Origin of the sequence: Algoriphagus antarcticus (assembly GCF_002150685.1) — a bacterium.
Lineage (GTDB): Bacteria > Bacteroidota > Bacteroidia > Cytophagales > Cyclobacteriaceae > Algoriphagus > Algoriphagus antarcticus.
The window spans coordinates 51,695-77,562 of the sequence record NZ_MSSW01000049.1 but is presented as its reverse complement, the minus strand read 5'-3'; the positions used below and the strand labels follow the sequence as shown (position 1 = coordinate 77,562).

The 25,868-nt window shown below is 41.4% G+C and carries 25 protein-coding genes and 1 pseudogene; 9 read left to right on the top strand and 17 right to left on the bottom strand.

The window, feature by feature from the left end:
* Window positions 1-90: 90 nt before the first annotated feature.
* Genes dtd through BVH04_RS16320 form a run of 5 tightly spaced genes read right to left on the bottom strand, consistent with a single transcriptional unit; the run spans window position 91 to window position 2,852 of the window.
* Complete coding sequence (gene dtd, locus BVH04_RS16340; RefSeq protein WP_086542534.1) at window positions 91-543, bottom strand: D-aminoacyl-tRNA deacylase; 453 nt, start codon at window positions 541-543, stop codon at window positions 91-93.
* A complete protein-coding gene (locus BVH04_RS16335) occupies window positions 540-1,259 on the bottom strand; it encodes an NAD-dependent epimerase/dehydratase family protein (protein WP_086542533.1) in 720 nt (239 codons plus the stop codon). The genes dtd and BVH04_RS16335 overlap by 4 nt, the downstream gene beginning before the upstream one ends.
* 3 nt (window positions 1,260-1,262) lie before the next feature.
* Window positions 1,263-1,883, bottom strand: coding sequence for a thioredoxin family protein (locus tag BVH04_RS16330; RefSeq protein ID WP_086542532.1), 621 nt, complete (start codon window positions 1,881-1,883; stop codon window positions 1,263-1,265).
* A 31-nt stretch (window positions 1,884-1,914) separates the two neighbouring features.
* Window positions 1,915-2,328 (bottom strand): YkvA family protein, encoded by a 414-nt coding sequence (locus tag BVH04_RS16325; RefSeq protein ID WP_086542531.1) that lies wholly within the window; start codon window positions 2,326-2,328, stop codon window positions 1,915-1,917.
* Between the two features lie 2 nt (window positions 2,329-2,330).
* Window positions 2,331-2,852 carry a DUF7935 family protein gene (locus BVH04_RS16320; RefSeq protein WP_086542530.1) on the bottom strand — a complete coding sequence of 174 codons (522 nt, stop codon included), beginning with the start codon at window positions 2,850-2,852 and terminating at the stop codon, window positions 2,331-2,333.
* 109 nt (window positions 2,853-2,961) lie between these two features.
* Between BVH04_RS16320 and BVH04_RS16315 the strand changes: the two genes are divergently transcribed.
* Together BVH04_RS16315 and BVH04_RS16310 are read left to right on the top strand one after the other, a co-directional pair.
* A complete protein-coding gene (locus tag BVH04_RS16315) occupies window positions 2,962-3,276 on the top strand; it encodes a HesB/IscA family protein (protein ID WP_086542529.1) in 315 nt (104 codons plus the stop codon).
* A 409-nt stretch (window positions 3,277-3,685) separates the two neighbouring features.
* A complete protein-coding gene (locus BVH04_RS16310; protein WP_086542528.1) occupies window positions 3,686-4,180 on the top strand; it encodes a DUF6265 family protein in 495 nt (164 codons plus the stop codon).
* Between the two features lie 844 nt (window positions 4,181-5,024).
* On the opposite strand, the gene BVH04_RS16305 is transcribed toward BVH04_RS16310, so the two are convergent.
* From BVH04_RS16305 to BVH04_RS16285, 5 genes are read right to left on the bottom strand one after another with little or no spacing between them, the layout of a single operon-like run.
* The gene (locus tag BVH04_RS16305; RefSeq protein ID WP_086542527.1) at window positions 5,025-5,480 is read right to left on the bottom strand and encodes a DUF4268 domain-containing protein; all 456 of its coding nucleotides are present in this window, start codon (window positions 5,478-5,480) and stop codon (window positions 5,025-5,027) included.
* Window positions 5,481-5,482: 2 nt separating this feature from the next.
* A complete protein-coding gene (locus BVH04_RS16300; protein WP_086542526.1) occupies window positions 5,483-6,346 on the bottom strand; it encodes a ChaN family lipoprotein in 864 nt (287 codons plus the stop codon).
* Window positions 6,339-6,704, bottom strand: coding sequence for a dihydroneopterin aldolase (gene folB / locus BVH04_RS16295; protein ID WP_086542525.1), 366 nt, complete (start codon window positions 6,702-6,704; stop codon window positions 6,339-6,341). Before folB ends, BVH04_RS16300 begins: the two co-directional genes overlap by 8 nt.
* The gene (locus BVH04_RS16290; protein ID WP_086542524.1) at window positions 6,704-7,672 is read right to left on the bottom strand and encodes a DivIVA domain-containing protein; all 969 of its coding nucleotides are present in this window, start codon (window positions 7,670-7,672) and stop codon (window positions 6,704-6,706) included. The genes folB and BVH04_RS16290 overlap by 1 nt, the downstream gene beginning before the upstream one ends.
* A gap of 3 nt (window positions 7,673-7,675) precedes the next feature.
* Window positions 7,676-8,590, bottom strand: a complete 915-nt coding sequence (locus BVH04_RS16285; RefSeq protein ID WP_086542523.1) for a WD40 repeat domain-containing protein — start codon at window positions 8,588-8,590, stop codon at window positions 7,676-7,678.
* Window positions 8,591-8,625: 35 nt separating this feature from the next.
* On the opposite strand from BVH04_RS16285, the gene BVH04_RS16280 reads away from it, so the two are divergent.
* The gene (locus tag BVH04_RS16280) at window positions 8,626-9,255 is read left to right on the top strand and encodes a 4'-phosphopantetheinyl transferase family protein (RefSeq protein ID WP_086542522.1); all 630 of its coding nucleotides are present in this window, start codon (window positions 8,626-8,628) and stop codon (window positions 9,253-9,255) included.
* A gap of 92 nt (window positions 9,256-9,347) precedes the next feature.
* The gene (locus tag BVH04_RS16275; RefSeq protein ID WP_086542521.1) at window positions 9,348-9,926 is read left to right on the top strand and encodes a redoxin domain-containing protein; all 579 of its coding nucleotides are present in this window, start codon (window positions 9,348-9,350) and stop codon (window positions 9,924-9,926) included.
* Here BVH04_RS16275 and BVH04_RS16270 read toward each other — a convergent pair.
* The 4 genes from BVH04_RS16270 to BVH04_RS16255 form a co-directional block, all read right to left on the bottom strand.
* Complete coding sequence (locus BVH04_RS16270; protein WP_086542520.1) at window positions 9,920-10,765, bottom strand: transglutaminase-like domain-containing protein; 846 nt, start codon at window positions 10,763-10,765, stop codon at window positions 9,920-9,922. The genes BVH04_RS16275 and BVH04_RS16270 overlap by 7 nt on opposite strands.
* A gap of 159 nt (window positions 10,766-10,924) precedes the next feature.
* Entirely contained in the window at window positions 10,925-11,413 is a 489-nt protein-coding gene (locus BVH04_RS16265) for an AAA family ATPase (protein WP_086542519.1), read from the bottom strand.
* Window positions 11,414-11,465: 52 nt separating this feature from the next.
* A complete protein-coding gene (locus tag BVH04_RS16260) occupies window positions 11,466-13,061 on the bottom strand; it encodes an acyl-CoA carboxylase subunit beta (protein ID WP_394335234.1) in 1,596 nt (531 codons plus the stop codon).
* 350 nt (window positions 13,062-13,411) lie between these two features.
* The gene (locus BVH04_RS16255; RefSeq protein WP_086542517.1) at window positions 13,412-14,212 is read right to left on the bottom strand and encodes an N-acetylmuramoyl-L-alanine amidase family protein; all 801 of its coding nucleotides are present in this window, start codon (window positions 14,210-14,212) and stop codon (window positions 13,412-13,414) included.
* Between the two features lie 119 nt (window positions 14,213-14,331).
* Here BVH04_RS16255 and BVH04_RS16250 point away from each other — a divergent pair, with 119 nt between their 5' ends.
* Complete coding sequence (locus BVH04_RS16250) at window positions 14,332-17,010, top strand: putative LPS assembly protein LptD (protein WP_240510956.1); 2,679 nt, start codon at window positions 14,332-14,334, stop codon at window positions 17,008-17,010.
* Between the two features lie 60 nt (window positions 17,011-17,070).
* Here BVH04_RS16250 and BVH04_RS16245 read toward each other — a convergent pair whose 3' ends face one another.
* Window positions 17,071-18,285: an arginine deiminase gene (locus BVH04_RS16245; RefSeq protein ID WP_086542566.1), complete on the bottom strand. Its 1,215-nt coding sequence runs from the start codon at window positions 18,283-18,285 to the stop codon at window positions 17,071-17,073.
* Window positions 18,286-18,588: 303 nt separating this feature from the next.
* Between BVH04_RS16245 and BVH04_RS16240 the strand changes: the two genes are divergently transcribed.
* Window positions 18,589-19,317 carry a DUF4197 domain-containing protein gene (locus BVH04_RS16240; protein WP_086542516.1) on the top strand — a complete coding sequence of 243 codons (729 nt, stop codon included), beginning with the start codon at window positions 18,589-18,591 and terminating at the stop codon, window positions 19,315-19,317.
* A 110-nt stretch (window positions 19,318-19,427) separates the two neighbouring features.
* Here BVH04_RS16240 and BVH04_RS16235 read toward each other — a convergent pair whose 3' ends face one another.
* Window positions 19,428-20,873, bottom strand: a complete 1,446-nt coding sequence (locus BVH04_RS16235; RefSeq protein WP_086542565.1) for a M48 family metalloprotease — start codon at window positions 20,871-20,873, stop codon at window positions 19,428-19,430.
* Window positions 20,874-21,340: 467 nt separating this feature from the next.
* Between BVH04_RS16235 and BVH04_RS26680 the strand changes: the two are divergent.
* From BVH04_RS26680 to BVH04_RS16220, 3 genes and pseudogenes are all read left to right on the top strand, one after another.
* Window positions 21,341-21,535 (top strand): annotated as a pseudogene (locus BVH04_RS26680) (hypothetical protein); the annotation flags it as partial.
* A 257-nt stretch (window positions 21,536-21,792) separates the two neighbouring features.
* Window positions 21,793-23,136, top strand: a complete 1,344-nt coding sequence (locus BVH04_RS16225; RefSeq protein ID WP_240510955.1) for an ammonium transporter — start codon at window positions 21,793-21,795, stop codon at window positions 23,134-23,136.
* A 252-nt stretch (window positions 23,137-23,388) separates the two neighbouring features.
* Window positions 23,389-24,552, top strand: coding sequence for a sialidase family protein (locus BVH04_RS16220; protein WP_086542562.1), 1,164 nt, complete (start codon window positions 23,389-23,391; stop codon window positions 24,550-24,552).
* Window positions 24,553-24,622: 70 nt separating this feature from the next.
* Here the strand turns inward: BVH04_RS16220 and BVH04_RS16215 are convergent, their stop codons facing one another.
* On the bottom strand, window positions 24,623-25,654 hold the full coding sequence (locus BVH04_RS16215; RefSeq protein WP_086542515.1) for an LLM class flavin-dependent oxidoreductase: 1,032 nt from the start codon (window positions 25,652-25,654) through the stop codon (window positions 24,623-24,625).
* Window positions 25,655-25,868: the final 214 nt, after the last annotated feature.

The following is a 25,868-nucleotide window of genomic DNA, read 5'->3' as shown; positions in this document are numbered from 1 at the left end:
AGGGTTAGCGTTAAAAAAAGCAAACTAATACTTCCCTAAAGTAGAGAATACAGCCGATACCCTGTCCTGCTCTTACCTGTCAAAAAAATGTCAAGCCCTGTTCTTACTATCTATCAAAATCGTCACTGGTCCATCATTGACTAGCGACACCTTCATATCTGCACCAAATTCTCCCGTGCCAATTGGCTTCCCTAAACCTGCAGCCAACGTTTGGACCATTTGCTCATAAAGCGGAATGGCGATATCAGGCTTGGCTGCTTTGATGTACGAAGGACGATTTCCTTTTTTGGTACTGGCATGAAGCGTAAACTGTGAAATCAGCAAAATCTCTCCATCAACATCAATCAAGCTCTTATTCATCACTTTATTTTCGTCAGGAAAAATACGGAGGTTCAGGATCTTTTTTGCCAGCCAAGAAATATCCTCTTCCCCATCTGCTTCCTCGATACCTATCAGAATCATCAGTCCCAGTGCAATACTGGCTTTGATTTTTCCATCTATTTTCACCGAGGCTTCGGCGGCTCTCTGAATTACTACGATCATTTACTTAAATCTTGCATTTCCCCTGAAGAGATGATTTCTGCCGAATTAGACTTTTGAGCCAGCGCAGTCTTCACCAAAGCCTTGGCTACCTGATAATCGTAGATCGGACGGATGTTTTTGAAAAGCTTAAGCCAGATCAAAGGCTTCATCAGTATCTGTGCAGCTTGCTCTCCAAGTCGAAACTCATTTCTATTTCCCATCAATAAGGAAGGTCTGAACAATCCCACATAGTCAAAGCCTATTGCTTTGATGTCTTCCTCCGTTTTGCCTTTGGTCTGGCTGTAAAATATAGAAGATTTAGCATCGGCCCCTGAGGCGGAAACATAGAGAAATTTGCTCGCACCAAGCTTTTTGGCCCAGCCCGCAAAAGCAATCACCAAGTCATGATCTATAGCAAAAAACTTCTCCTTTGAGCCTGCCTGCTTGATCGTAGTTCCAAGAGAGGAAAAAGCATGCACCTCGGCAGTTTTATTGGTCAAACTCTCGGTAAGCGAGTAGTATTCGCCGCTTAAACTCTGGGATGTGATTTTATCCTCCCAATCCCAACTAGCTATCTTAGCCATATCGCCTTCAATCTGGACAAGCTTCTTCTGTTTAATAGCAAGCTTTCTACGGCCAATACTCAGTACGTAATCATACGCTTCATTTTTGAATAGCTGGTGAAGAACTTCCTTACCTACAAGGCCTGAAGCCCCAGAAATCAGTGCGATTTTCATATGTTATGTCGTTGCGGCAATAAGCGGAGTCAACTCCTCAGCTAGTGCCTTGTTTCTATCTCTTGCGTACCAAAGATGTGTACCGTCGGAAAATTCGTTGGGAGTAATATTCTGCGGATCGATTTTATAAGCTTTCAAGCGATTTTTAAGAAACTCCGGTTTGGGCCCCCATACAAAAAGCTCTTTGCTCAATTCACCACTCAAGCCAATCAAAATTGGAATTGACCTCGCTCCTTCTGTCAGATATGCGTCCATCAGTTCTGGATTCTCATCTCTCATCACAAATCTCAACTTGATCAATGGATTCAATTCCGCTAGTTTGGCGATAAAAGGAATACTTTGCGCAGCATCCCCACACCAGGCTTCGGTGATCACCAGCCAAACTTGAGGAGAAGAAATCGAACCGACTATTTTCTCCAATTCTAGCGAAATCTTCGCCGTCTTATCCCAGCGATTCATCCGCTGCACATTCATTTTGGTATAGTCAATATAGCTCTCAGAATGATTGATTCCTGTGGTTTTGCTTTCCGCAAGGAGTTGATCTATCATTTCTCTGTATTCTGAATAGTTCTGGGCTGAAGCAATCAGCTCAGGAGAAATCAATGAAGTTTGTTGGTCTAGCATATATTGAGATTTTGAAGACTAACAGACCTATCTAGTCTTGAGTTCTCTCCCAATCCAAAAAACCTTCAATCTCGTCTTTTACTTTTGCATAAATAGCCAAAACGACACTCAAATCATCTGCAAATCCAAAGAAACCTAAAAAGTCAGGAATGATGTCAATAGGCGAAACAAAGTACACTAAGGCCAATAGAACTAGCCCGAGCGTGCTGTTTGTCAGTTTGTGGGAACCATTGAAATGGGCTTTGATCATTCTGATAAAAACAGAAACTGGCTCAATGAGTTTTTTAACCCTTGGATTATCCCCAAATCTGTAGATCTTATTTCCGACTCCAGCGATTAGTTCAGCCACTTTTTCCTTTTGCTTTCCGAGCGCATCTACTTGCTTGCCAAAAAGTGATTTGGCGTTTTCGATGGTAGCAGAAGTTTTGGATTTAAAGGATTCCATTTTCAAAAGTAAATTTGAATCTCTGATTTCACTTGTTTCAACGCATATCCTATAGGATCGTTCTTTCTCTCGAGTGCTTGCGCAAAAATTGCCTTTGCCATATCCAAACCAGTAGCCTCTTCATTGAGCATTTGCCGACTTTGATTGATGATCGTCGTCACTTCCTCCACAGCTCGTTTTACTGCCTCCCATGTTTCCTCCGAGAAATACACCTGCTGGGAAAAATTATGATTGAATTCCTCACGAACTTCTGCTAGCAAAAGAGAATGCAATTCACCTGAGGTTAGTCCACCGGGGTTAGATCTTCTTACCAGATTATTCGGAGTGATTCGCTCCAGAAAAAGGCAAATTCGCTCAGCTGCCTGTAATCGAATTGGTAGTATGGTTTGAGAATTCTGGGTTTTCAATTCTACCAGAGTTTTTTCTCTTTCCTTCGAAAGGAAAGAAACTACCACGAGGTACATGCCATAAAGGACGATGCCTGCCGGTAAAAGAATTTTCAATAAATCAACTGTATATTCCATTTTTGGGGATTAAGCTCGAATTTGCACAAATTATCTCCGCTAGAAAACTTCGCAGGAATGTAATTTGAATTCACACGAACCAATTTCCTGCCAAAAACATTCCTTCCACATGATAATCCCAATCAAGATCACCGAAAAGGCGGAAGCTGAGATTAAAAATATCATGGCTACCAAAAACATTCCTGCTGAATATCACCTTCGTGTGGGAGTGAAAGGTGGTGGATGCGGTGGAATGTCTTATGCACTGGGTTTTGACAAGCCAAAAGAGGAAGATCAGCATTTTGAGATTTTGGGGATTCCTGTGCTGATAGAAAAGCGCCATTATATGTTTTTGATGGGCATGCAAATTGATTTTTTTGAAGGAGATGAGGCACGTGGATTTACTTTCATCAATCCAGAAATCCCAAAGCGTCACGATGTGTGAAATTGATTTAACCGCTGGGAGCACAGAGCTTTTCGCTGAGAGCGCGGTTTTATTTTGAAGGTATATTTTTGAAATCAATGGTTTAAGTTCAAATTGAGCTATTCCCCCTTCCGTAGCTAACGGAATCAAGAGGGCTGAGCGAATTTCTTCAACGGCACCTTTCGTATCACACGAACGGTAACAGCAACACCTAATTAAGTGACACGATTTATTGACCCATCAAGACAAACTCTGGGTAGTAAATGAGATTTGTTATTGAATCTGTTTTTGGCCGAAAATACGGTATTGCTGAAATTGAACTTTCGCCAAAAACCGTTTGGGATTGAATTTAAATTGTCTTTCATCCCCATTTGTGGCAACCAATTCATCATTGTTTTTTCTAAATTCAAGAGCTTAAAATTCTTCGTTTATGAAAAAGCCATTACTCACTACACTTCTATTTTTAATCTGTTCCATCACAATTGCTCAAGTAAAACAACTCGAAAATGACCAGGAGCCTGGAAAAGGAAATGTTTCTGACTTGGATTGGCTGGTAGGTTTTTGGACAGGAACTGGATTTGGCGGCGAATGCGAGGAAGTATGGATGCCAGCAGTCGATGGGAATATGATTGGGACTTTTCGATTTTGGAGCGAGGGGAAACTCATTTTTTCTGAGTTTATGAATATCGTACAGGAAGGAGAAACCTTCTCGTTGAAACTTAAACATTTCAATGCTGACCTTTCTCCGTGGGAAGAAAAAGAAGAGTGGACGATATTTCGTTTGGTGGAAGTTGGAGAGAATATCGTGTGGTTTAGCGGTTTGACCATGAAGCGAGAAGGCGATGAAATAAGCCTTTGGCTAGCACTCACAGAAGATGGTGTAAGGACGATTGAGGAATTGAAATATGTAAAGAGCGAGTTTTAGGGAATCAGCCTTTCAATTCATTTATGTAATTCATAATAACCGCGGAGAACACCAAGGACAACGCGGAGAACACATTTATCCTGCTTCTCCAGAAGAAGGATTTTCATGAATGATTTTTTACCATAGGCTGCATCCATCGATAAAATGTTTAGGCCTTGCAGGGCTTTTTCACATTAGAATTTGCAGATCACAGGAAGATTTAAGCGTCGTTATGATTATTTAAACTTTTGATAGCTGACCATAAATCATTTACAACTAGGCAGATGTAAAAAAAAAGAATTCAACAGAATCAGATCAATCAGCCCTGAAAGGGCATGATATCCTAGCAATAGGTACAGCCCATGGTATCTGAAATATGAAGAGTAAAAAGAGCCCTGAAAAGCCGGCCCGCCGTGGTGGGGGCGAAATCAAAAGATTGTCATCATCCCCAAACATACCTCTCATCATAATACACTTTATATTTTTTGTGATTATAAGGAATCGTGCCAGTAGAAAACTTATAGGATCGAAAATCCAAAGACACATTGAATTCTGGTTTACTCCGGTATTCGGTCTTCGGTCTTCCAACCTATTGACAAAATAGAATTCGCTTACTGGCAGAATAGCGTATATACAGAAATAATAATATGCACATGATTTTTCACAAGCGATTGTCCCATAGATTATTACGCCCCTGCAGGACTTTAAAAATGAAAAGTTAATTAATCGGAACAACGGCCCGGCGACCGTTGCTGAGATATTTAGCCCTTTCAGGGCAAATAAAATTAAAAAATTCTACGAAAATATTGGTATCTCAAATCGACGACAAAGATCACCCGCTTTGAACCGGCTTAACATCACACACTCAACTCTCAAACCCTGGTTTCACATTTTCCCAAAATTCATCAAAAGCGATAATTCGTGGCTTGAGAAATGAGATGATCTCTGGCCAATCTTCTGAATCCATCACATTTACGTCTGGAAGAATTTTCTCAATTCTAGAAACCGGTTTCCCAAATTCATTCGCCTGCTGCAATTTCCAATCCCACTCCTCACCTAATATTGACTCCAGCATTTTCCTGAACTGCCCAAATTGATCAAAAAACAATTCCTGTAATTCCTCGTCAGAATGACTTAATTCGATCCCAATAGAAGCAAAGTCATTCTCAGCCTTCATCCGAAAATAGATGTCACGAACACCAGTTTTATAATTCGTCCAATTGATCCTTCTCCCTTCCGAATTGGGAATCGGCTTCATGTATTGCCCAAAAGCAATCCAAAATTCCGAACGGATTCTCGAAGTTTCAGCTTTATTGTACAAGACTAATACGTAGTGTGACTGTCACTTGGTAGGACAAGAATGATTTCCCCAGCTTTGGCATTTTCATCATCAAGTTTGCCCAACTGATCTTGGGTCACCGTGTGAATATTCAGAATCTTCACTTTTGGAAACTCTTTTTCCAGATACCAAAGTATACCTTCTCCATCTTTGGAATGATAGGATCCATTGATATGATATACTTTTTTGCCTGCGGAAAGTGGTTCAAAAAGTGACTCCGCCATAGTCGCATCTTTCAATGCCTGAGCATGAATCATAAACTCAGAATTCCCCGGCGCTCCATGCATCATATCCTTCATGGCCACGTAGCCGGGCATGTTCATATCCACCTCCATTGGTAGCTTCGCAAAGTACTTCTTCGCTTGTGGGGAAAGTGAATCCAAAGCGGGTAAGCCAGCTTTGCTCACCAAAGAAGCATATTTTCTAGGCACATTTGTCGCAATAAACGTCAATCCTTTCTCTTTCGCGAAGCGCAAAACCGGACGGTAATCCGTAGTGTAATTCTTCCAGAGATTAGCCTCGGCTTCGAAATTACTTTCTGTAATCTGATCCGAAAACCACTCATCTATATTCAACTGATCTTCTCGCTCAAAAATCTCAGAGCCCACGACCAAATCCGAATTTTCTGCCTGCAATCCTTTCAGTACCTGAAGCTGTAGCCAATGTCCCAAACTGTTATTATGAAGCTCTCCGAAGAAAACAGCATCAGCATTTCCTGCCTCTTTAAGTACTTGTTTGAGATCTACTTTTTTGCCTTTATTTGTAAAAAACTGATAAGCCTCACCTTGAGCCTTTAGCATTCCAATGGTACTCAAAGTCAGAAAAATAGCTAAGAAACAATTACGCATAATCTTCTGGATATTGGATTTGCACTGAGGAGAAACTAACTAATCCACCAAGAGCAGGGTGATGTTTTTTTAGCGTGAGCCTTATTTGGGTAGTAGATGGATAGGCTTCCATGATGTCAGTGACGATCATATGTCCGAGATGCTCCAGGAGTTTCACCTTCACATCCATTCTGGCTTTGATCAACTTATAAAGTTTGGAATAATCCACCGTAGCGCTCAGATCGTCGTGAAGCATGGCTTGACGAAAGTTTGTTTCCAATTCCAGATCCAACGTAAAGCGATTGCCTAGAATAGATTCCTCTGGATAAGCACCATGGTAAGCATGGAATTCAATCCCTTCGAGGCTTACTTTTCCCATTAGTCAAATTGGTCAAAAAATGATCCTGACTGGTTCTTCTGGTCATCCCTGTATTTCGGTTGGCTAGTTTGATGCTTAAGATTCTCGGCAACCGGTTTTTCTTTTGCTTCTTCAAGCTCCTCTATATCTTCATCAAGTGCTTCATCTTCCAGCTGCATCTTGGTATCTTCCATTTCCAGCTCTTCCTCTGCAGTCTCAGAATCATCGATTTCCATTTCCATATCAGGCGTAGAATCATGGGCCTCCAGCTCAAGCTGCTCTTCGATGACTTCCATCTCAGCCATTGGACTTTCTTCAATTTCCTCCTCCACAATTTCCTCTTCTTCGTATCCGAGATTTCCGAGGTTTGCAAAGGTAAATGTCTGCGATCTGCTCAGCTCATCAATAGCTCTAGCATGTGCCTTGGCATCGATTCTGGAGTAATGCGCATCAGAAAGATCAATTTGATTTAAGGAATCCTGAGCAATTCTCTTCAGGCTTTTCACCATAGCCTCTCTTTGCTCCGCAAGACCTTCATAGGACCTCACCAAACCTTGCATGCTTTCTCTCAGCTCTACGATAGTATCTTTAGCTTTCGTTTCAGCAGATCCTATGATAGCAGCAGCCTGCTCTTCTGCCTGTTTTCTCGTATCCGCCACCATCTTATCTATATGCTTGGTAGCATTGTCGGCTGTCTCATTTGCATCAGCTATGATCAAATCCGCCGCTTCGTTTGCTTCCACGATGATTGCTGCGCCAGTATCCTCGGCGGTTTTCAATGTACGGAAAAGCGACTCCTCCACATCCTTCAAGCGTTTTGCTTCAGCTTCTGTATTCTGAAGCTTCGTCTTAAGCTCCATATTTTCTTTGTGGAGCGCATCCACTACTTCACTTATTTCATCCAAAAATAGGGTGACTTCTTTTTTTTCATATCCTCTGAATCCAACTTCAAAGGATTTTTGCCGAATGGCTGCTGGTGTGATCTTCATAGATTAATTCGCTTCAATTTGCCAAATAGAAATAGTACGGTCATCAGACACAGAAATTACATTGCCCTGATAGCTACTCCAAATTACTTTGTTTATTGAAGTGCCATGACCTGCATTCCTTGCTTTGTCGATGACTTTTAGGAGTTTTTTCTCACCTGCATCCCAAATCTTGATTGATTTGTCCATGGAGCAGGTGACTAGGAGATTTCCGTCGTCCTTGAAATATAAATAATTAATGGCATACAAATGTGCCACGATATTTTCTAGTAGAGAATACTTGTTCGTTTCCCAAAATTTCAACTGCGCATCCCGACCCGCGCTTACCAAAATTGATTCGTCAGGGGAATAAGAAAGTGCGAATACTGAGTTGGTATGGCCAGTCAAATTAGCAATGGGGTGAAAATCGTTTGACAAATCCAAAATCTTCACTGAATGATCGCTCAAACCTATCGCCAGTTGTCTTTTGTCTTTTGCCAAAGACATTACACGAATACTTTTAGAACTTAGCTTGATGTGCTTTTTGATTGTTTTCGAAGTGATATCTACTACTATCAATACGCCATCACCTGTGCCTATATAGGCTTCATCTCCAAAGACTTTGATATCAAAAATCGCCTGATCAGTCAATTTCAGAGACCAAATTTCCTTGCTTTCATTTAAGTCTATGACATGGATTCCTTCGAAATTATGACCGATGAAAAGCAGATTTCTACTCGGATCAATGGCAAGTGCATAGACTGAATGAGCTAGCCGAGCGATCAACTTCCCATCTTTGGGATTTTCAAGATCCCACTCCACCACCATTCCGTCTCCGGCACCTGTATAAAAAAATCTAGGATCACAGCCTTCCGTCAACGCATAGATACAGTCATTGTGCCCTGTTAGTGTTTGTAATTTATTAACTTCTATTTTTGACATATATTGGACGGAGACTTTCGGTGCCCTTCTGGCTTATGAAAACAAAAATAGAAAAAATTGACTCGTCCTCGGCTTTGGCCATCAAGATTATCGAAACTCAGGATGAAAATGAGTTGGATTTCCTCAGCTTTCGTGAAAAACTAGCTTACGCAAATATTTCTCATCTGGAAAAAAGGAGGGAATGGGCAACAGCTAGAATGGCAATTCGAGATGCTCTGGATGTGCTGCATGTTCCTTATCCAGGCTTCTTCAAAGATGAGCATGGCAAATCGCAAGCTATGAATGGCCATGGGTATATGTCACTTTCGCACACGATGGGCTATGCAGGAGCTATCTATCATCGGGACAATCCAGTCGGTATTGATATGGATTTGATTCGGGAAAAAATTCTGAGAATCGGATTTCGATTTCTGGAACAATCCGAATTGGACTTTCTGGAAAAAGATCCGCTACATTACACCATGGCTTGGTCAGCTAAGGAATCTATCTTCAAATGTCAGGGAAAGCGTGGAGTATCCTTTCGTGAAAACATATTGTTGGAACCATTTGATTCGAAGGCAGGAATCATCAAAGGCAAGATCCGAGGTACGGATTATACCGATCATCATTACACAGTACAAGTTCGGGTGATCTCGGATGTCGTACTTACTTACACCATTTGGTAAATGAAATCAAGCATGACCCAAGCGACACACAGAAGGATGATTATAATACATGCGAGATTCCATCTGACCTTTTAAAATCAAAATATATACAGATGAAAAAACTAAGCTTAGTACTTCTTATTCTTCTTTCCTCCACTTTTTCACTTTCTGCCCAAGATCTGCAATCCATAAATCTCACAGATGCGGTTACAGGCAAAGTGATCAATATTCAATCGCAAATTAAAGGAAAAGGATTGGTGCTGATTTTTCATAGTTTGTCTTGTCCCTTTGCGAAAATGTATGAATCCCGCATGATAGCTTTGCGCAGCAAATACCAAAGTCAGGGATTTACCTTCATGCTGGTGAATCCTGAGGTCAGCGGCAAATCGGAAGATCAGGCAGCTTTGCGAAGCTACATCGACGAATCGGACATGAATATGCCGTATTTGATAGATGAAAATCAGGCGCTGAGCAAATATTACAAAATCACCAAAATACCCGAAGTGGTATTAATCACCTCTGGACCAAGCGGTGCAGTCGTTAGTTACAGAGGTGCTTTGGATAATAATCCCCAGGCGGAAAGTGCCGTATCAGCGAAGTATCTTGATAGAGCAATGGATTCCATCTTGAAAGGTGAGGCCCCAAGTCCTCCACAAGCCAGAGCTGTAGGATGCAATCTGAGAACCTATTGAGAATTCAGGAGCGCTATTAGCTCTTGAATTTCTTGCACTTTGTCAGACTCGCCGAGTTTCTCGAAGGAATTTTCCAGATTTCTGAACATTCGCAGCATAATCTGCAAATGGGAACAGGGCTCGAAGTAATCCTCTTTCGGCTCTATCTTCAACTGTTCCAAGTAGTTAAAAATATCCTTTCTACTGAAAATCAACCCCTTATTGAAAGCATTGATGTAGAATGTGACATCAGCTGATTTATAAGTAAGCACAAATAGATTTGGGAGATTCACACCATAAATCGGCAAGCCGAGTTTCTTGGCTACAAGCAAATAAATCGAGCATAAAGTGAGAGGATTTCCACGCTTGGAATCCAACACGGACGACAGCATGCTATTGGCTGGCGAGTGAAAATTTTTGGTATTGGCTGAGAAACGAAGTGTATTGAACAAGACATTGTTGATCGCCCGCACCTGTTCGTAAGGTGTCAAATCACTTTTGAAAGCTGTCCAGACATCAAAGTAAATCTGGTGCATTTCAGCATTCAGCTTTGCATATTCCAAATCTGGATACTGATAACTATTGATGATCCAAAGTCCCGTGAGCAAGTCGCGATCATCGGTATCTCTCCAATCGATCAACCTTTCTTTTAACAGCGAAAACTGAAGATCGTGAACCAATTCTTCAATCTCTTTCTGAATATCAGGATTGAAGCTATTCTCCCATTTTTTCTCCAGAAAAGGAATAATCTCGTTGCCCAGAGAAATAATCCGATCCCGCACATGCATTCTCACGTCACGATCTGAATCATCCAATAAGGAAACCAGGGCATTTAATTCTCCGGGTGTCAATTCACTCATAGTCAAAAGGCTAATGATAATGGGATAAAATTGTTTGTGTATTCGTGGTTGGGTTCAGCAATAAATTAAGAAAATAAAATCAAAGTAGTGGATTGTCACCGATTTTCTCCTTTGAAAAAACCCTCAGCGACTAACTATATAAGTTGCCACCACGGGAAATTATTCCATAAGATGTATTCCACCAGCCAATTCTTTCTCATTCGGCTTCTCAAACCAACTTTCCATAAAATCAAAATTTTCTTTACTTACTTCAAACTCGAACGTTGATCCTTTTTCATTATTTCGTTTCATCACTCTACTCAGCCGAGTTTCTCTTGAGATGTCCAAAAAATGAGTTTTTACTTCGATCTCATTCAATTCCGCAAATTTTCTGAATTTCTCTCGGTGCTCAAATTTGGAAAGTCCTAAGTCAAGAATAGAATCAGTTTTTGAATCCTCTAACTGCTCAACTAAATCCATGATTACTTTTTCCGCCCGTTCAATTCTTTCGAGAAACCATTCTAATCCGTCATTCGGTTTTTTGTCCACAAGAAAAAGTGCGTTATTCCATTTATCTATCGAGAAAATAACACCATTTGTCTTTCTTTTTAATTCGGTTGAATAGGTGGTTTTTCCAGATCCTGTGTTTCCAACAATTAGATGAATCATTTCGGCTTGTTCAAATGAGTGGCAAACTGTTAATTAAGTAACTTAAAACCTCTTAAGTCTGGATTACTCCGACGTTAAATCTTTCAGTAATCGGTGCATGATTCGCTGCTTCTATACCCATGCTGATCACCTTTCTAGTCTCCCTAGGATCGATCACTCCATCCACCCAAAGTCTTGATGCGGCATAGTAGGGGCTCAGTTCCTCTTTGTATTTTGAAGTGATTTCGTCTAGTAATTCCTTTTCATCTTCAGGGGAAATCACTAGCCCCTTCTTCTTCAATCCAGCCACTTTAATCTGAAGTAAGGTATTTGCAGCAGCTGCTCCTGACATCACTGCCATCTGAGCCGTAGGCCAAGAGTAAATCAGGCGAGGATCATACGCTTTGCCACACATGGCATAGTTGCCAGCTCCGTAACTGTTACCCAGAATAAAGGTGAATTTTGGAACAACAGAATTTGCCATCGCATTCACCATTTTCGCTCCGTCTTTGATGATACCACCATGCTCTGCTTTGCTTCCCACCATAAATCCGCTGACATCCTGGAGGAAAACGAGCGGGATTTTACGCTGGTTGCAATTCATAATAAATCGAGCGGCTTTGTCAGCTGAGTCAGAATAAATCACTCCACCCATCTGCATTTCTCCCTTGGAAGTTTTGACAATTTTGCGCTGATTAGCGACTATTCCAACAGCCCAGCCGTCAACTCTGGCTGTCCCGCAAATCAAAGTTTTTCCATAATCGGCCTTGTACTCATCAAAGTCTCCACCATCAATGAGTCCTCTTATGATCAGTAGCATATCATAAGGCTTCACTCGCTCTGTTGGAAAAGTAGCTATAAGTTCTTCACCCGTCATGCCTGCCTTTTGGGGTTCGGCACGGTCAAAACCTGCGGTTGGATTGTGTCCTATTTTATCAAAAATCTTTCGGATCGCATCCAGACAATCCTGATCTGTATCGTATTTATTATCTGTCACTCCAGAAATCTCGCAGTGTGTAGTTGCTCCGCCTAGCGTTTCATTGTCGATCGTCTCTCCAATTGCTGATTTCACCAGATAAGAACCTGCAAGGAAAATGGATCCTGTTTTATCCACGATCATCGCTTCGTCAGACATGATCGGAAGGTAAGCTCCTCCTGCTACACAACTGCCCATGATCGCGGCAACCTGTACTATTCCCATCGCCGACATTTTAGCATTATTGCGGAATTGTCTTCCAAAGTGTTCCTTATCTGGGAAAATTTCATTTTGCATGGGGAGAAAAACGCCTGCGCTATCGACTAGATAGATCACAGGAATCTGATTTTCCATGGCAATTTCCTGCGCACGAAGGTTTTTCTTGGCAGTCATGGGAAACCATGCTCCTGCCTTCACTGTAGCATCATTGGCAACGATCATACACATCCTTCCACTCACATAGCCAACTCCCGTCACCACTCCTCCTGAGGGACATCCACCCTCTTCGGCATACATTCCATCGGCGACAAACGCTCCTACCTCCAAAAATTCCGTGTTTATATCACGCAAATAATCAATTCGCTCACGAGCCGTAAGCTTTCCCTTGGCATGTTCTTTTTGTATTCTTTTGGCACCTCCGCCCAGCTTCACTTGTTCATACTTTTTCTGCAAAGCTTGAAGCAAGTCGTCCATGCTGGAGTTGGCATTCTGATTAGTTGGTGTCATTAGTCAAATGTGGGTTTAGAAATCAATACCATCGCATAGCACGAATAATTTAACCTCAAAGTTAAAAAAACATTCATGAATTAGTGAAAAGTGGCAGCAGCAGTCTCAGTATTCACTCCCTGAAGAGCAATCTAGAAATCACTGGTGCAAGTTTTCAGACTTGAACCAAGCTATCCGACAATTAAAGAATAAACCAAGTCCAGCTTCCGGAGAGGCAGGGCAACTTAGCCCTTTGCTTCACTTTGTGTCTTCGTGGCTAAAAAAAAGCCCTTCTCCAAAATGAAAAAGGGCCTAATGACTGCTTTGAAGACTGGAAATTAATTTGCCTCAATCGAGTCTTTATACTCTTTGATAGAACGGTAGATAGCAGAAGCCATGTATTCTTTACCTTCTTGACTCATCAAGAATCTTTCTTCCTCAGAGTTGGATAGAAATCCTAATTCCACCAAAACTGAAGGCATCGAAGGAGTCCACAGTACATAGAATGGCCCTTGCTTCACACCTCGGCTTTTACGGCCAACTCTATCTTTAAACTGAGTCTCTACATGATCTGCCAAGGTTACTGAATTCTCAAAGTGAACTTTAGACATCAAATTGAACATCATATAAGACTCTGGAGAAGTTGGGTCAAAGCCTTCGTAGTTTTCCTCGTAGTTATCCTCCAAAAGGATTACGGAGTTTTCACGCTTTACTATATCAAAATTGGCATCAAAATGCTTTGTACCCATGACGAATGTCTCTGTGCCGAAAGCTGATTTATTGGGAGCAGAATTTGAATGGATCGACACAAAAAGATCTGCCTTGTTATTGTTGGCGATCAGCGGGCGATCTTTGAGTGAAGGGAAGCTATCGTCATCGCGAGTGTAAATAACTTCGACATCAGGTAGATTTTCTTTGATGTATTTCCCCACGAGTAAAGTCACCGCTAGATTGATGTCCTTCTCTCTTGATCTAGATCCCACATTACCAGGATCTTTACCTCCGTGGCCGGCATCGAGAACGATTTTTTTCATCCGAAACTTCGGCATCATCGATTCGTTTGTGATAAATCCGCCAAATACTATGGGAATACATAATATGAGACAAAGAAGAATTTTTTTGTTTTTGGACCGTTCCATGAGGGCAATAAAATTAACTTTACACGAAATTTCACTCAAATTTAACTAAAGCGTAAGCAACAGTGCAGGGATTCAGGCTCTTCTTATTTTGCTTTTATGGGCTATTGATTGTTCCGCTAGTGGCGACTGCACAAAATCCCGTTCGCAAACTTGAAGAAAAGCCATTAACGCTTCCCGACACATTGATATCGCCTTCGCGAGACTTGATGGCTTTGGACACTTTACCAAATTCTACCGATACGCTCGCGCTGTCTGATTCGACAAATATTATGCCTAGGAGTGATATCTCTACAGATATTACTTATTACGGAGAAGATAGTATCGTATCTGATTTTACGGAGAACAAAATTTACCTCTACAATCAAGCATGGTTTGAATACGGAACGATGAGGTTGGAGGCAGATCTTATTGTGATAGATTGGGAGAATTCCGAACTGTATGCATCCGGTGTCACCGATAGCTTGGGCAAGGTGACTGGAAATCCATTCTTCAAAGACGGTCCATCATCCTATGAAATCCGCAAAGAAATGAAGTATAATTTCAAAACTCAGAAAGCCATCATCAAAGACGTGGTCACGGAGCAGCAAGACGGTATTCTTCGCGGAGAAACGATTAAGAAAATGCAAGATGGCAGTGTGTATTTGGCAAATGGATATTACACTACTTGCACACTCACCATTCCACACTACCACGTTGCTTCCAATAAAATCAAGTCCATAGAAGGTGGGCAGGTAGTTACTGGGCCTTTCAATCTATATTTTAATGGTATTCCTACCCCACTTGGATTGCCATTTGGCATTTTACCCAACACACCTGAGGAAAAAGCTACTGGATTAATCTTCCCTTCCTATGGGCAGGAGCAAAAAAGGGGACTTTACCTACGTGATTTGGGCTACTATTTTGCCTTCAATGACTTCATCCATGCGCGTATCACCGGCGATATATACTCTAACGGAGGCTGGGGTCTCAAATCACAAGCTGCCTACAAGAAGCGCTATAGATTTGGTGGATCTTTCAATATTGACTTTCAAAAATTCAAATCTCCGGAAACTGAGCTGAATCCTGTAGATTATAATACGTTCCGAATTCAATGGTCTCACAATCCTGAATCTCGTGGAAACAGTAGATTTTCAGCTTCTGTGAATGCCGGCTCCACAAGTTATTTCAATAACATCGTCAACCCGAATAATTACACAAACAATGTGACAGCTGATTTGTCTTCGACAGTCAACTATTCCAAAACTTTCACAGGAACGCCATTCTCATTCGGCGCGAGTATGCGGCATTCGCAGAGTGTACAGACTGGAGAAGTTCAACTCAGCTTGCCAACAATGAACCTGAGTATGAATAGGCAGAATCCTTTCAAAAATGTGAAATTTGAGCCCTTGAAAACCTTGAATATTGCCTACAATTTTGACCTTCAGAATTCCATCACCAATAAAGTAACACAGGAATTTGGAGTAGACCCAAACTTAATTGAGAATTCCGGCGACCCAGAATTGGTGCCTTTCACGCCCGCTAATTTTGGCTATCTGCTGCAAAATGCAAACAACGGTGCAAGGAACCGAATCCCTGTAAGTTCAAATTTCAGCCTTTTCAAATATTTCACTGGTACGGCATCCGCCAGCGTAACAGAACTTTGGTATCTCAATAGGATCAATTACTTCTATAATCCATCCGAAGAGCGAGTGGATAAAATCTTAGAAGATGGATTTAACCGTGTGACATTTTATTCCAGCTCTTTCAGTTTAAACACCAACATCTATGGATTTTTCAACTTCAAGAAGGGAAAGGTCCAAGCCATTCGTCAGCATATTCAGCCTTCTCTTAGCTTCAATTTTTCGCCTGACTTCTCGGCGCCCTCCTTTGGCTATTTTCAGGAAGTGCAGGTTAATGAACAAGGCGATACTCGTTTATTTTCTCGTCAACAAGGCTTCTCCTTTGGTGGTGCTCCGCTGGGTGAGAGCAGGGCAATGAGTTTTAGTATTCGAAGTGTGCTGGAAGCGAAAATCCTCGACAAATCGGATTCTACCGGTGAAAATCCTACCAAGAAAATTCCAATTTTGGAAAACATCGACCTAAGTTCCAGCTATAACTTTGCCGCAGATTCTTTTAACCTTGCTCCGATTCGAATCAGTGCACGAACAAGCTTTTTTGACAGAAGATTATCCGTAAACATGAGTACCACACTCGATCCCTACTCCACGGAAGCTTACACGAACAGAAGTGGTACAGAAACCTTTCGGGCTATCAATGAATTTGCCTGGAAAAATGGAATGGGAATCGGGACAATCCGAAATGCTTCTCTAAACATGAATGCCTCAATCAATCCCAACAGTGCGCAAAACCAAGGTGAAGTCAGAGATGAACTCACCAATGAATTCATGCAGCAAGGGGGCGTAATGGATGATTTTGTGCAAAGTGAAATCAATAGGATAGCAACCGATCCAAGCCAATACATAGATTGGAGCATTCCTTGGAACGTTTCATTTGGTTATGTGCTTTCTTACAGCAAACCAGTGTCGGGGAGGCAAAATATCACTCAAACGATTAGCATAAATGGAGATTTTTCGTTGTCTGATAAATGGAAGATCAACTTCAACACGGGTTTTGATGCGCAAACAAAGGAGCTAACACAAACGATGATCGGTATAGCGAGAGACCTGCACTGCTGGCAAATGAATGTCAACTGGGTTCCTTTTGGTGCATTCACTTCCTACAATATTGACATCCGTGTGAAATCGACTATCCTTCAGGATTTGAAGGTATCGAGGAGAAGATCGTTTTTTGACAGATGATTTGATCCTTTTAGTTAACGGGATTACCTGCACGAAATCCGTCCCGACAGCTATGGAACGCTACACTCGCGATCTACTCAGCGGCATAGTCATACATCTCGGTCCTCCAAGACCTCTTGAAAGCTCCGAAGAAGGGATCTCCAAAACCTCCACTCCCATCTCGCGAAGAGCCCTGTTAGTATGGATGTTTCGATTGTATGAGATGACACGCCGTGGACCGATTGCAAATACATTGGCACCATCAAACCACTGCTCACGCATGGCATAATCCGGATTTCCGTCTGCCGTATGAAGAATCTCCAAGTGCGCGATTTCCCGTTCCAAAATCGTCAATAGCGATTCCTTTAATACCTCCCGCTTGATGATAACTTTGTCCTCGCGAATTTCCTTCAACGTATAAAGCGAAGTCTGCAAAACGGAGTTCAACGCATCGGGATAAGTCAAGGCCAGATTCTCATCTAAAATGGTGAAAACCGTATCCAAATGCATGTATTGACGCTTTTGAGGAAGATGCACTTCATAAACCCGCTCCACTGTACCTTCTCCTAGCAGGGCTTTTGCTGCGTGATAAATCGCCTTTTCATCGGTACGCTCCGAGTTGCCGATCGCAACAGCCTTCTGGGAAAGGATGATCACATCGCCGCCTTCAATACTCGGAGGATTATGCATTCCTTCCAAAGGATAAAGCTTATTGATATGGTCTTTAAAGTCTGGATGATTTTCAAAAATAGTCCGAAGCAAATCTGCTTCACGTTGCCTGCCCTCCATTTTCATACTTGAAAAAATAATCCCTCCAGGTGTCACTGCCATAGGGTCACGCTGGAAATACAAATTCGGGCAAGGAGTAATAGCGAAAGCGTAATCCATCAATTCACCGGGATTTAGTTTTGGTATTTTACGTCTCAATTCATGGATTTTCAAACCACCAGTGAGTATACCTGCGCATTCGGCCGTAGAATATCGTTCGAGTATCGCTTCAGCCAGATGTGATAGCCCAGATCTTTGAAGTGCATTTTGCATCAATTTGAGTAGAATCTGCTCATCATAAAGTACTCGAATCAAGAGTTCTCTCAGCTGATAAACCATCGCTCCCGTTGATGATTTAATCAAGTCCGAAAAAGTATCGTGTTCTTTCTGAAGTGCTTCGAGATATGGCACATCATCAAATAGTAAATATTCCTTATTATATGGGGTCAATCGGTCAATTTCCTTTCCGGGCCTATGCATCAAAACAGCTTTGAGCGTACCAAATTCTGAGTTGAGTCTGAGATTCATTTGATTAAGATATTTGCATGATTTGATTTGATAAATTATCATTTTTCTAATTATAATACCACTTATCAGAAAATTTTCATGATAAATATTTCATCGATATTCATATTTGGGTGATAACTCTTGTAAAAGTTGCTTCGATTTTAGACTAGAAAACTCATCTCGAACATAAAAACTGATCAATCGTGGGCAATTTCACTTTCAACCGAAAAATTTCCTATGAGTTCTGAGCTCATCCTTTTTAACATACCTTGCGTAGGTTAAACTGAAACGAAAAACATTCTTCATTACCCTATCTCAAAAACCATGTTCAAACGAATTACTCAAGTCTTTACTATATCAAGCTACCTGCTACTCAGTGGATGTGCTACAGTCACGCAGATTACGGATGCTATGTCTCAGTCAATGTTGACACCATCTAATACAGAAATCAACTCAGCGCTGAAGGAAGCCCTACAACAAGCAACAGGAATAAGCTCCGAAAGACTTAACCTGAAAGATGGCTACTTAAATAACCTGGATGTAAAAATCCTTTTTCCGCCTGAGGCAAAGCAAATAGAAAATACGCTTCGAACATTAGGGCTTGGATCTATGGTAGATCAAGTCGTGGTCAGCGTAAACCGGGCAGCTGAAGATGCAGCAATTCAGGCCAAGCCGATTTTTCAAAGCGCTATCAAGCAAATGACCATTCAAGATGTGAAAAATATTCTTTTGGGAGAAAACAATGCTGCTACTCAGTATTTCTCTAAAACCACTAGCGACAGTTTGAATGCGGTCTTTTCACCTGTTATCGACAGAAGTCTAAAAAAAGTGGACGCCACCAAATATTGGGAAGATGCCACCACCCGTTACAATAAGGTTCCTTTTGTAAAGAAAGTGGATACAGACCTGACTAGCTACGTTACTCAAAAAGCAATTGATGGGCTTTTTATTGAAATCGCCAAAGAAGAATTGAAAATCCGTGAGCAGGTTTCTGCCCGAAAATCGGCGCTATTACAAAAGGTATTTGGCTATGCCGAGAAGGAAAGAAAGTAAATTGAGATCGAATTCAAATTAAGTGTCAACAAAAAAAACCGAGCTTTTTTAGCTCGGTTTTTTTTGTTTTATATGAATTGAATTCTACAGATTCTCAAAAATTAAGTTGATTATTTTCCTACGACTTTGATCAGCATGCCCTTGTCCAATTGATCTGTCAAAAGCATTCCGTTAAGAAGGGCGAGTTCTTCAAAGCGCTCGGCTGGCATACCATAATTCTGAAAAGCTGCCTGTAAGCTCATCTGCTTGGGAACAGTTTTGATCTTTATAATATCGGGTTTGCGATTTAGTTTTTCGGAATCCCGCAATTCCTGAAATTTACGGATAGTGCTTAAAAATACCGGTTGATAAGAGCCAAACTTTGAAATATCCGAAACTCCCATGAGGCTGTAAATATTACCATCAAACTGGATAAGAGACGAAAGAACCCGAGTAGTAACTTCCTCCTGCTTCTGATCGGCAACCATGATTACTGCAGGCAATCCATTAATAGTCTCCTTGTTGGATTCCACCATAGTCAATTTGTATCGTTCCAGAACGGCATTCGCTGCTTCCTCCAAGGTAGCACCAGGCGCTAAGGTGAGCATCATGATGGCATCTCCATCCTTTGGAGCCATTCGAAACTGTTGGGGAGTGTTTTGATGACTCCAAGATGTCGGGATTGGAAACTGTATTTTCAGTACTGGATGAAAGAATGAATTATTTTCCACAAATCCCTGCTTTGGATCTGCTCCTACTATAAGGCCATCAATTTTCCTCAAATAACTGTCACGATTTATTTCAAATTCAGTCATTTTAGATTTTTCCTGCCATGCTTCCGCCATTCGCTCTACCGTGGCATTTCGCTCTTCCGGAGAAGGGTGTGTGGAAAGAAAAGGCGGGATTTCGCCAGCTCCAGAATTTTCCTGTTGACGCTCTAATGTTTCAAAAAAGCCAGCCATTTCAGTGGCATCATACCCGATTTGAGAAGAATAATCTACACCTAACTTATCAGATTGGCGCTCCGCATCTCTCCCGAATTTCAATAACGCCAGCTGCATTCCTTGGGACAAAGGCTCTACGAATTGACCGAGCTCGGGTACCAATATAATCCCTGCTAAGAGTCCTATTTGACCAAATAACTGATTTCTTTGCTGAATCACTGAGTGCCTGGCAGAAACATGTCCGATCTCATGACCTAAAACTCCCGCAAACTCCGCTTCATTATTGAAGTGCGCCATAATACCTCTCGTGAAATATACAAAGCCACCAGGGACCGCAAAGGCATTAATGACGGGGGAATCAACTATTTTGAACTCATAGTCTAATTTTGGACGGTGTGAGATTGCCGCCATTTCATTACCCTTAGCTGTGATAAACTCTTGGAGTTGGGGATCATCATATAGGCCGAAGAAGGCCACAATTTCCGGGTCAGACTGCTGTCCCATAGCGACTTCCTGAGCTACAGACATCAGTACAATCTGCTTTTTTCCGGTGACAGGATTGATCGCACAAGCGCTTAAACTCAACAGTATTAATACCGAACAAAGGTTTAGGAAATCCTTAAAAGGTCTCATATGATCACAAGTTTTAGCGGTTAGATTATAAGGGTATATGGAAAATTTCATTCCAATTTATTTCCTAAATGAAAAATTGTTTTTTTATTCTTTGGCTAAAGTGCTTCTTTTTATCCAGGGAAAGGTGATTTTATTCACTGAATGTAGTTTACGTTTTCAATTACCACCTACTATCCAAATCAGTTTGGGATTCAACTAGCTACCCTACTTCAAAAGCTCAAGCACGGTCAGGCAGTTGAGGCTTGGCCTAAAATCTTTAATCTCTTCATTTCCAAATGGCTAATCGTGGTTTGACTGCGTTGAAGTCCCCCTCTAAATAATCCTCATAAAATTCTTTTTTTAGACTCATGAAGCAGCAGAATCAACATTCCTGATGGAAAGATATTGGACAAAATGCAACTTTAGGTTATCACAATGATCAGTTTAACCAATTACAGCATACAAGGGGATAAAAACTACATTTCAATTTTATCGATGACTCGGAGAAGACTATTGATTTTGATCCTTTTATAGAAGAAGATAAACTAAGCCAGCCACTTTTAGAACCTGCATATTTCCAGAAAATTGCACTTTATGAAAATGGCCGAGACATATACTGGCCAGATGATTTTGATTTTTGTACTGATTTTTTACATCAGTATCAGATGAAAAGGTGTTGGTGAAGGAGTAGAGGTAATCAGCTGGATTTAAGTCACCAATAAAAAACACATTCGAAATTTTCACCATTGTCAACGGGATTATGGAATCAAGTCTTATGAGAAAATGAAAGGGTAGAAGTCTGTGCGCTACCCAATTAGAAACTGTAAGCCGTTTTTTGCGATCGCACTATTTAATAATCATTTTTATTCCGTGAATAACTTTTAATTCTGTAATTCTCAATTAATACAGAATAAAAGATTAATTATTTTACTTTTGGTGCATGGAAAAAAGTGGAATGAAATTCAAGTGGAAAGTAGCTTTTCTAATTACTATTGCAGCTCCTGTCTTGGGTTTGTTTTGGAAGCACAGTCAACCTATCCTTGAAAATTTTGGAACAGAAGACCAATTGGTCTTTGCGGATATAGCTTGGTTGCTTACTGCCTCCTGTTTGGTTTTGCTGATGACTCCGGGACTTTCTTTGTTCTATGGAGGAATGGTTGGTAAGAAAAACCTCATTTCCACCATGCTTCAGAGTTTCATTTCTTTGGGTGTAGTCACCATGCTTTGGGTGGTCGTAGGATTCAGCATTGCCTTTGGTGACCCAATAGGTATCACTATCGATGGCGTGAAATACGGGATTTTCGGCAATCCATTTCAATACCTATTCTTTGATCAGGTCGCAGAACTGCCACATAAAACACTTGGGCCAACGATCCCATTTATCCTATTCGCATTATTCCAGATGAAATTCGCAGTGATCACACCCGCGATCATCACGGGGTCTTTTGCGGAGCGGGTTAGATTTATAGGCTACCTTTTCTTTATAGGGATTTTCTCCGTATTCGTTTATGCACCGCTTGCACATATGGTCTGGCATCCAAATGGACTGATTGGCTCCTACTTTGGCGTACTTGATTTTGCTGGAGGAACTGTCGTTCATATTAGCGCAGGTCTTGCGTCGTTGGCTGGTGCATTGTTTTTGGGAAAAAGAAACAAACCCAACCACGAGCCTTCCAATATCACTTATGTACTCTTAGGAACAGGAATGCTGTGGTTCGGCTGGTTTGGATTTAATGCAGGATCTTCTTTTGGAGCAAATGCAACAGCAGCCTTAGCCTTTGCGACTACGACGATAAGTTCAGCCACAGCGATGATGACTTGGGTGCTATTTGACAGAATTCAGGGAAGAAAAATATCCGCACTTCAAGCATGTATAGGAGCCGTAGTCGGACTGGTAGTGATCACTCCAGCTGCGGGATATATCACAGTTCCTGAAAGTTTCTTTTTTGGAGCAGTAGGTGCGATTGTTTCTAATATGGCAATGCATGCAAAGTTTTTGAAGAAAATAGATGACACCCTAGACGTATTTGCCTGCCACGGAATCGGTGGAATAATGGGTATGATCCTGACAGCAATTTTCGCAGGCAAAGAAGGCTCTAGCCTACTTCATGGAGGCTGGGCTATTTTCGGATCACATATGCTCGTATTGGTCGGAGTATCTATCTTTTCTTTTGGGATGGCTTATGCGATTTTCTTCGTTCTGAATAAGTTTGTCACGCTTCGCGTAAGGCCAGAGTACGAAGAAATAGGATTGGATATTTCGCAGCACGGGGAGAGTATTTAAAGACATAGTGCTATCGCAATTAAAGTCCTGAAATACCATCTCGGAGGTTAGGGTTTAAAAATCATAAAAAAGCACCTTCTAAGTGAATTGAAAGGAACTTTTTTGATGTGTGACTTAAAATAACTTGAAGTAAGAAAGTCCAAGCGAAAAAATTAGATTGGTAATGATTTAAGCTTGGAGAGAATTTTTTTTGCAATTTCAATTTTATCTTTAAACAGTTCCTTTCCTTTTAAGGATTCAGCACTCTTCCTTATGCGATTTCTTTTAGCCTTTTGCTTACTATTTAACTCTACCATTCTCTTTGCTCAAGAAACTCTCGTCTTTGAAGGAGGAAAAGAAGGTCATGCGATCTATAGAATCCCAGCCATTATTTCAATTCCTAACGGAGACTTATTAGCATTTGCAGAAGGTAGAGTTAATGGATTCGATGATTTCGGAGATATCAACCTCGTAATGAAGCGGAGTTCCGATCAAGGAAAAACTTGGTCTCTCCTCCAAACAATCGTAGACTTCGACAGCCTACAGGCAGGAAATCCTGCCCCAGTGATCGATTTGCACGATCCGGAATTTCCAGAAGGTGTGATTTATCTTTTTTACAATTCGGGAAACAACCACGAATATGATGTTCGATTGAATAAAGGCGTACGGGAGGTTTGGATGATTCGGTCCTTGGATTTAGGGAAAAGCTGGGAAGATCCAGTGAATATTACAACCCAAGTCCACAAACCTAATAACCCCAAGTTCAATCCAAACTATACGAATCCTGCAGATTGGCGCCACTATGCTAATACGCCCGGACATGCCTTCCAATTCCAAAAGGGTAAATTCAAAGGCAGAATCTTCGTGGCTGCAAATCATTCTGAAGGGAATCCTCAAACGAATTCAAAGGATTACCAAGCTCATGGATTCTTTACTGATGATCATGGAAAATCCTTTCAAATTTCCGAATCAATCCAATTCCCTGGCTCAAATGAATCTATCGCCGCAGAACTTCCTGAAGGCCGAATGATCATGAGCACCCGAAACCAACGCGGAGATATTCGCCAGCGGATCTTGGCCTTTTCAGAAGATGGAGGGGCCACATGGTCGGAACAATATTTTGAGGAAAGTCTCACTGATCCGGTTTGTCAAGGCTCGATACTCTCTTTTGAAGATGAAAATGGGGATACAATTTTGGCACATTCAAATAACTCCAATCCAAATGAAAGAAATAACCTTACTATCAAATGGAGTAAAGATTTAGGCAAATCCTGGATAAAACCAACCGAAATAGATCAAAAGAAAATACCCAAAAACACTACTTGGACTGCCTATTCCGATTTGGTTTATCTTAGTAAAAATCAGATGGGGATTCTATACGAAAGAAATGATTATCAAGAGATTGTATTTAAAGGAGTTGAAATTCCTGCATTCTAACAATTCATACTATCAAGATATTTACGGTAGTAATTCTTCACCAATAAACCATTTTTTCAACTTTTCAATTTTATATTCCTGCTTTCACTCTTGGGATCACTTCTTCCCCTATCAATTCAATCGCATTTTTCAGTTGGGCATGACTCAGATTGGCGTTATCCATTTGGAAGCTAAATCGGTCGATACCACCAAGAGCTTCGCTGTGACGAAGTATTTTCTCCACAACTTCGGCTGGACTTCCAACAACCAAGGCTCCTAATTCTCCGACTTGCGTATTAAAGTGATTTCTTGTGACAGGAGGCCAACCTCGTTCTTTTCCAATCTTGGTAAACGTCTCAGCATAGCCGGGATAGTATTCTTCTACGGCTGTTTCGGTGGATTCCGCTACATATCCCAAGGAATGCAAACCCACTTTCAATTTCTCAGGCGCATGTCCTGCTTTGGCCCCAGCCTGACGATACATGTCAATCAATGGCCGGAATCTATGAGTCTCGCCTCCAATCACAGCCACCATCAATGGCAACCCCAAAAAACCTGCTCTCACAAAAGAGGCCGGCGTCCCTCCCACTCCCTGCCAAATCGGAAGTGATTCTTGCAAAGGTCTTGGATAGATGGCTTGCTGAGTTAATGGCGCACGGAATTGACCTTTCCACGTAACGATTTCCTCATCTCGGATCTTCAAGAGCAATTCCAGTTTCTCGGAAAAAAGTGCATCATAATCATTCAATCTCAAGCCAAAAAGTGGGAAGGCTTCCGTAAAGGATCCACGTCCCGCGACGATTTCAGCACGACCATTGGAAATCAAATCTATGGTAGCAAACTCCTGAAACACCCGAACAGGATCGGCAGCACTCAAGACTGTCACCGCAGAAGTCAGTTTGATTCGAGAAGTTCGAGCAGCAGCTGCCGCCAAAATAATCGCAGCCGCAGAATCCAAAAACTCTTTCCGATGGTGCTCTCCTATTCCAAAGACATCCAAACCCATTTCATCCGCATAGACGATCCTGTCAATGAGTTCGGTCAAAGATTTCCTACGGTTTTCAGTTTGACTATCCGCTCCAGCTGGAGCTGCTGCGGCAAAACTATCTATTCCTATTTCCATGGCTTGCCCTTATTTATTTCCACTTAACCATCAACAAACTTTTTCAATTCCATTTTGAGTTTCGCTCATTTGAAAAGATTGAAACAAGCTTTTCGAGTCTCGCTATCTTCTGCTCTTCGAGTCCAGATCGCTATCGCGGATGTAATCTCGAAGGTCGATCTGAAGATTTGCAATCTTCAAAATCAAAAAGTCTACTCCCATCTTCAATTATCCA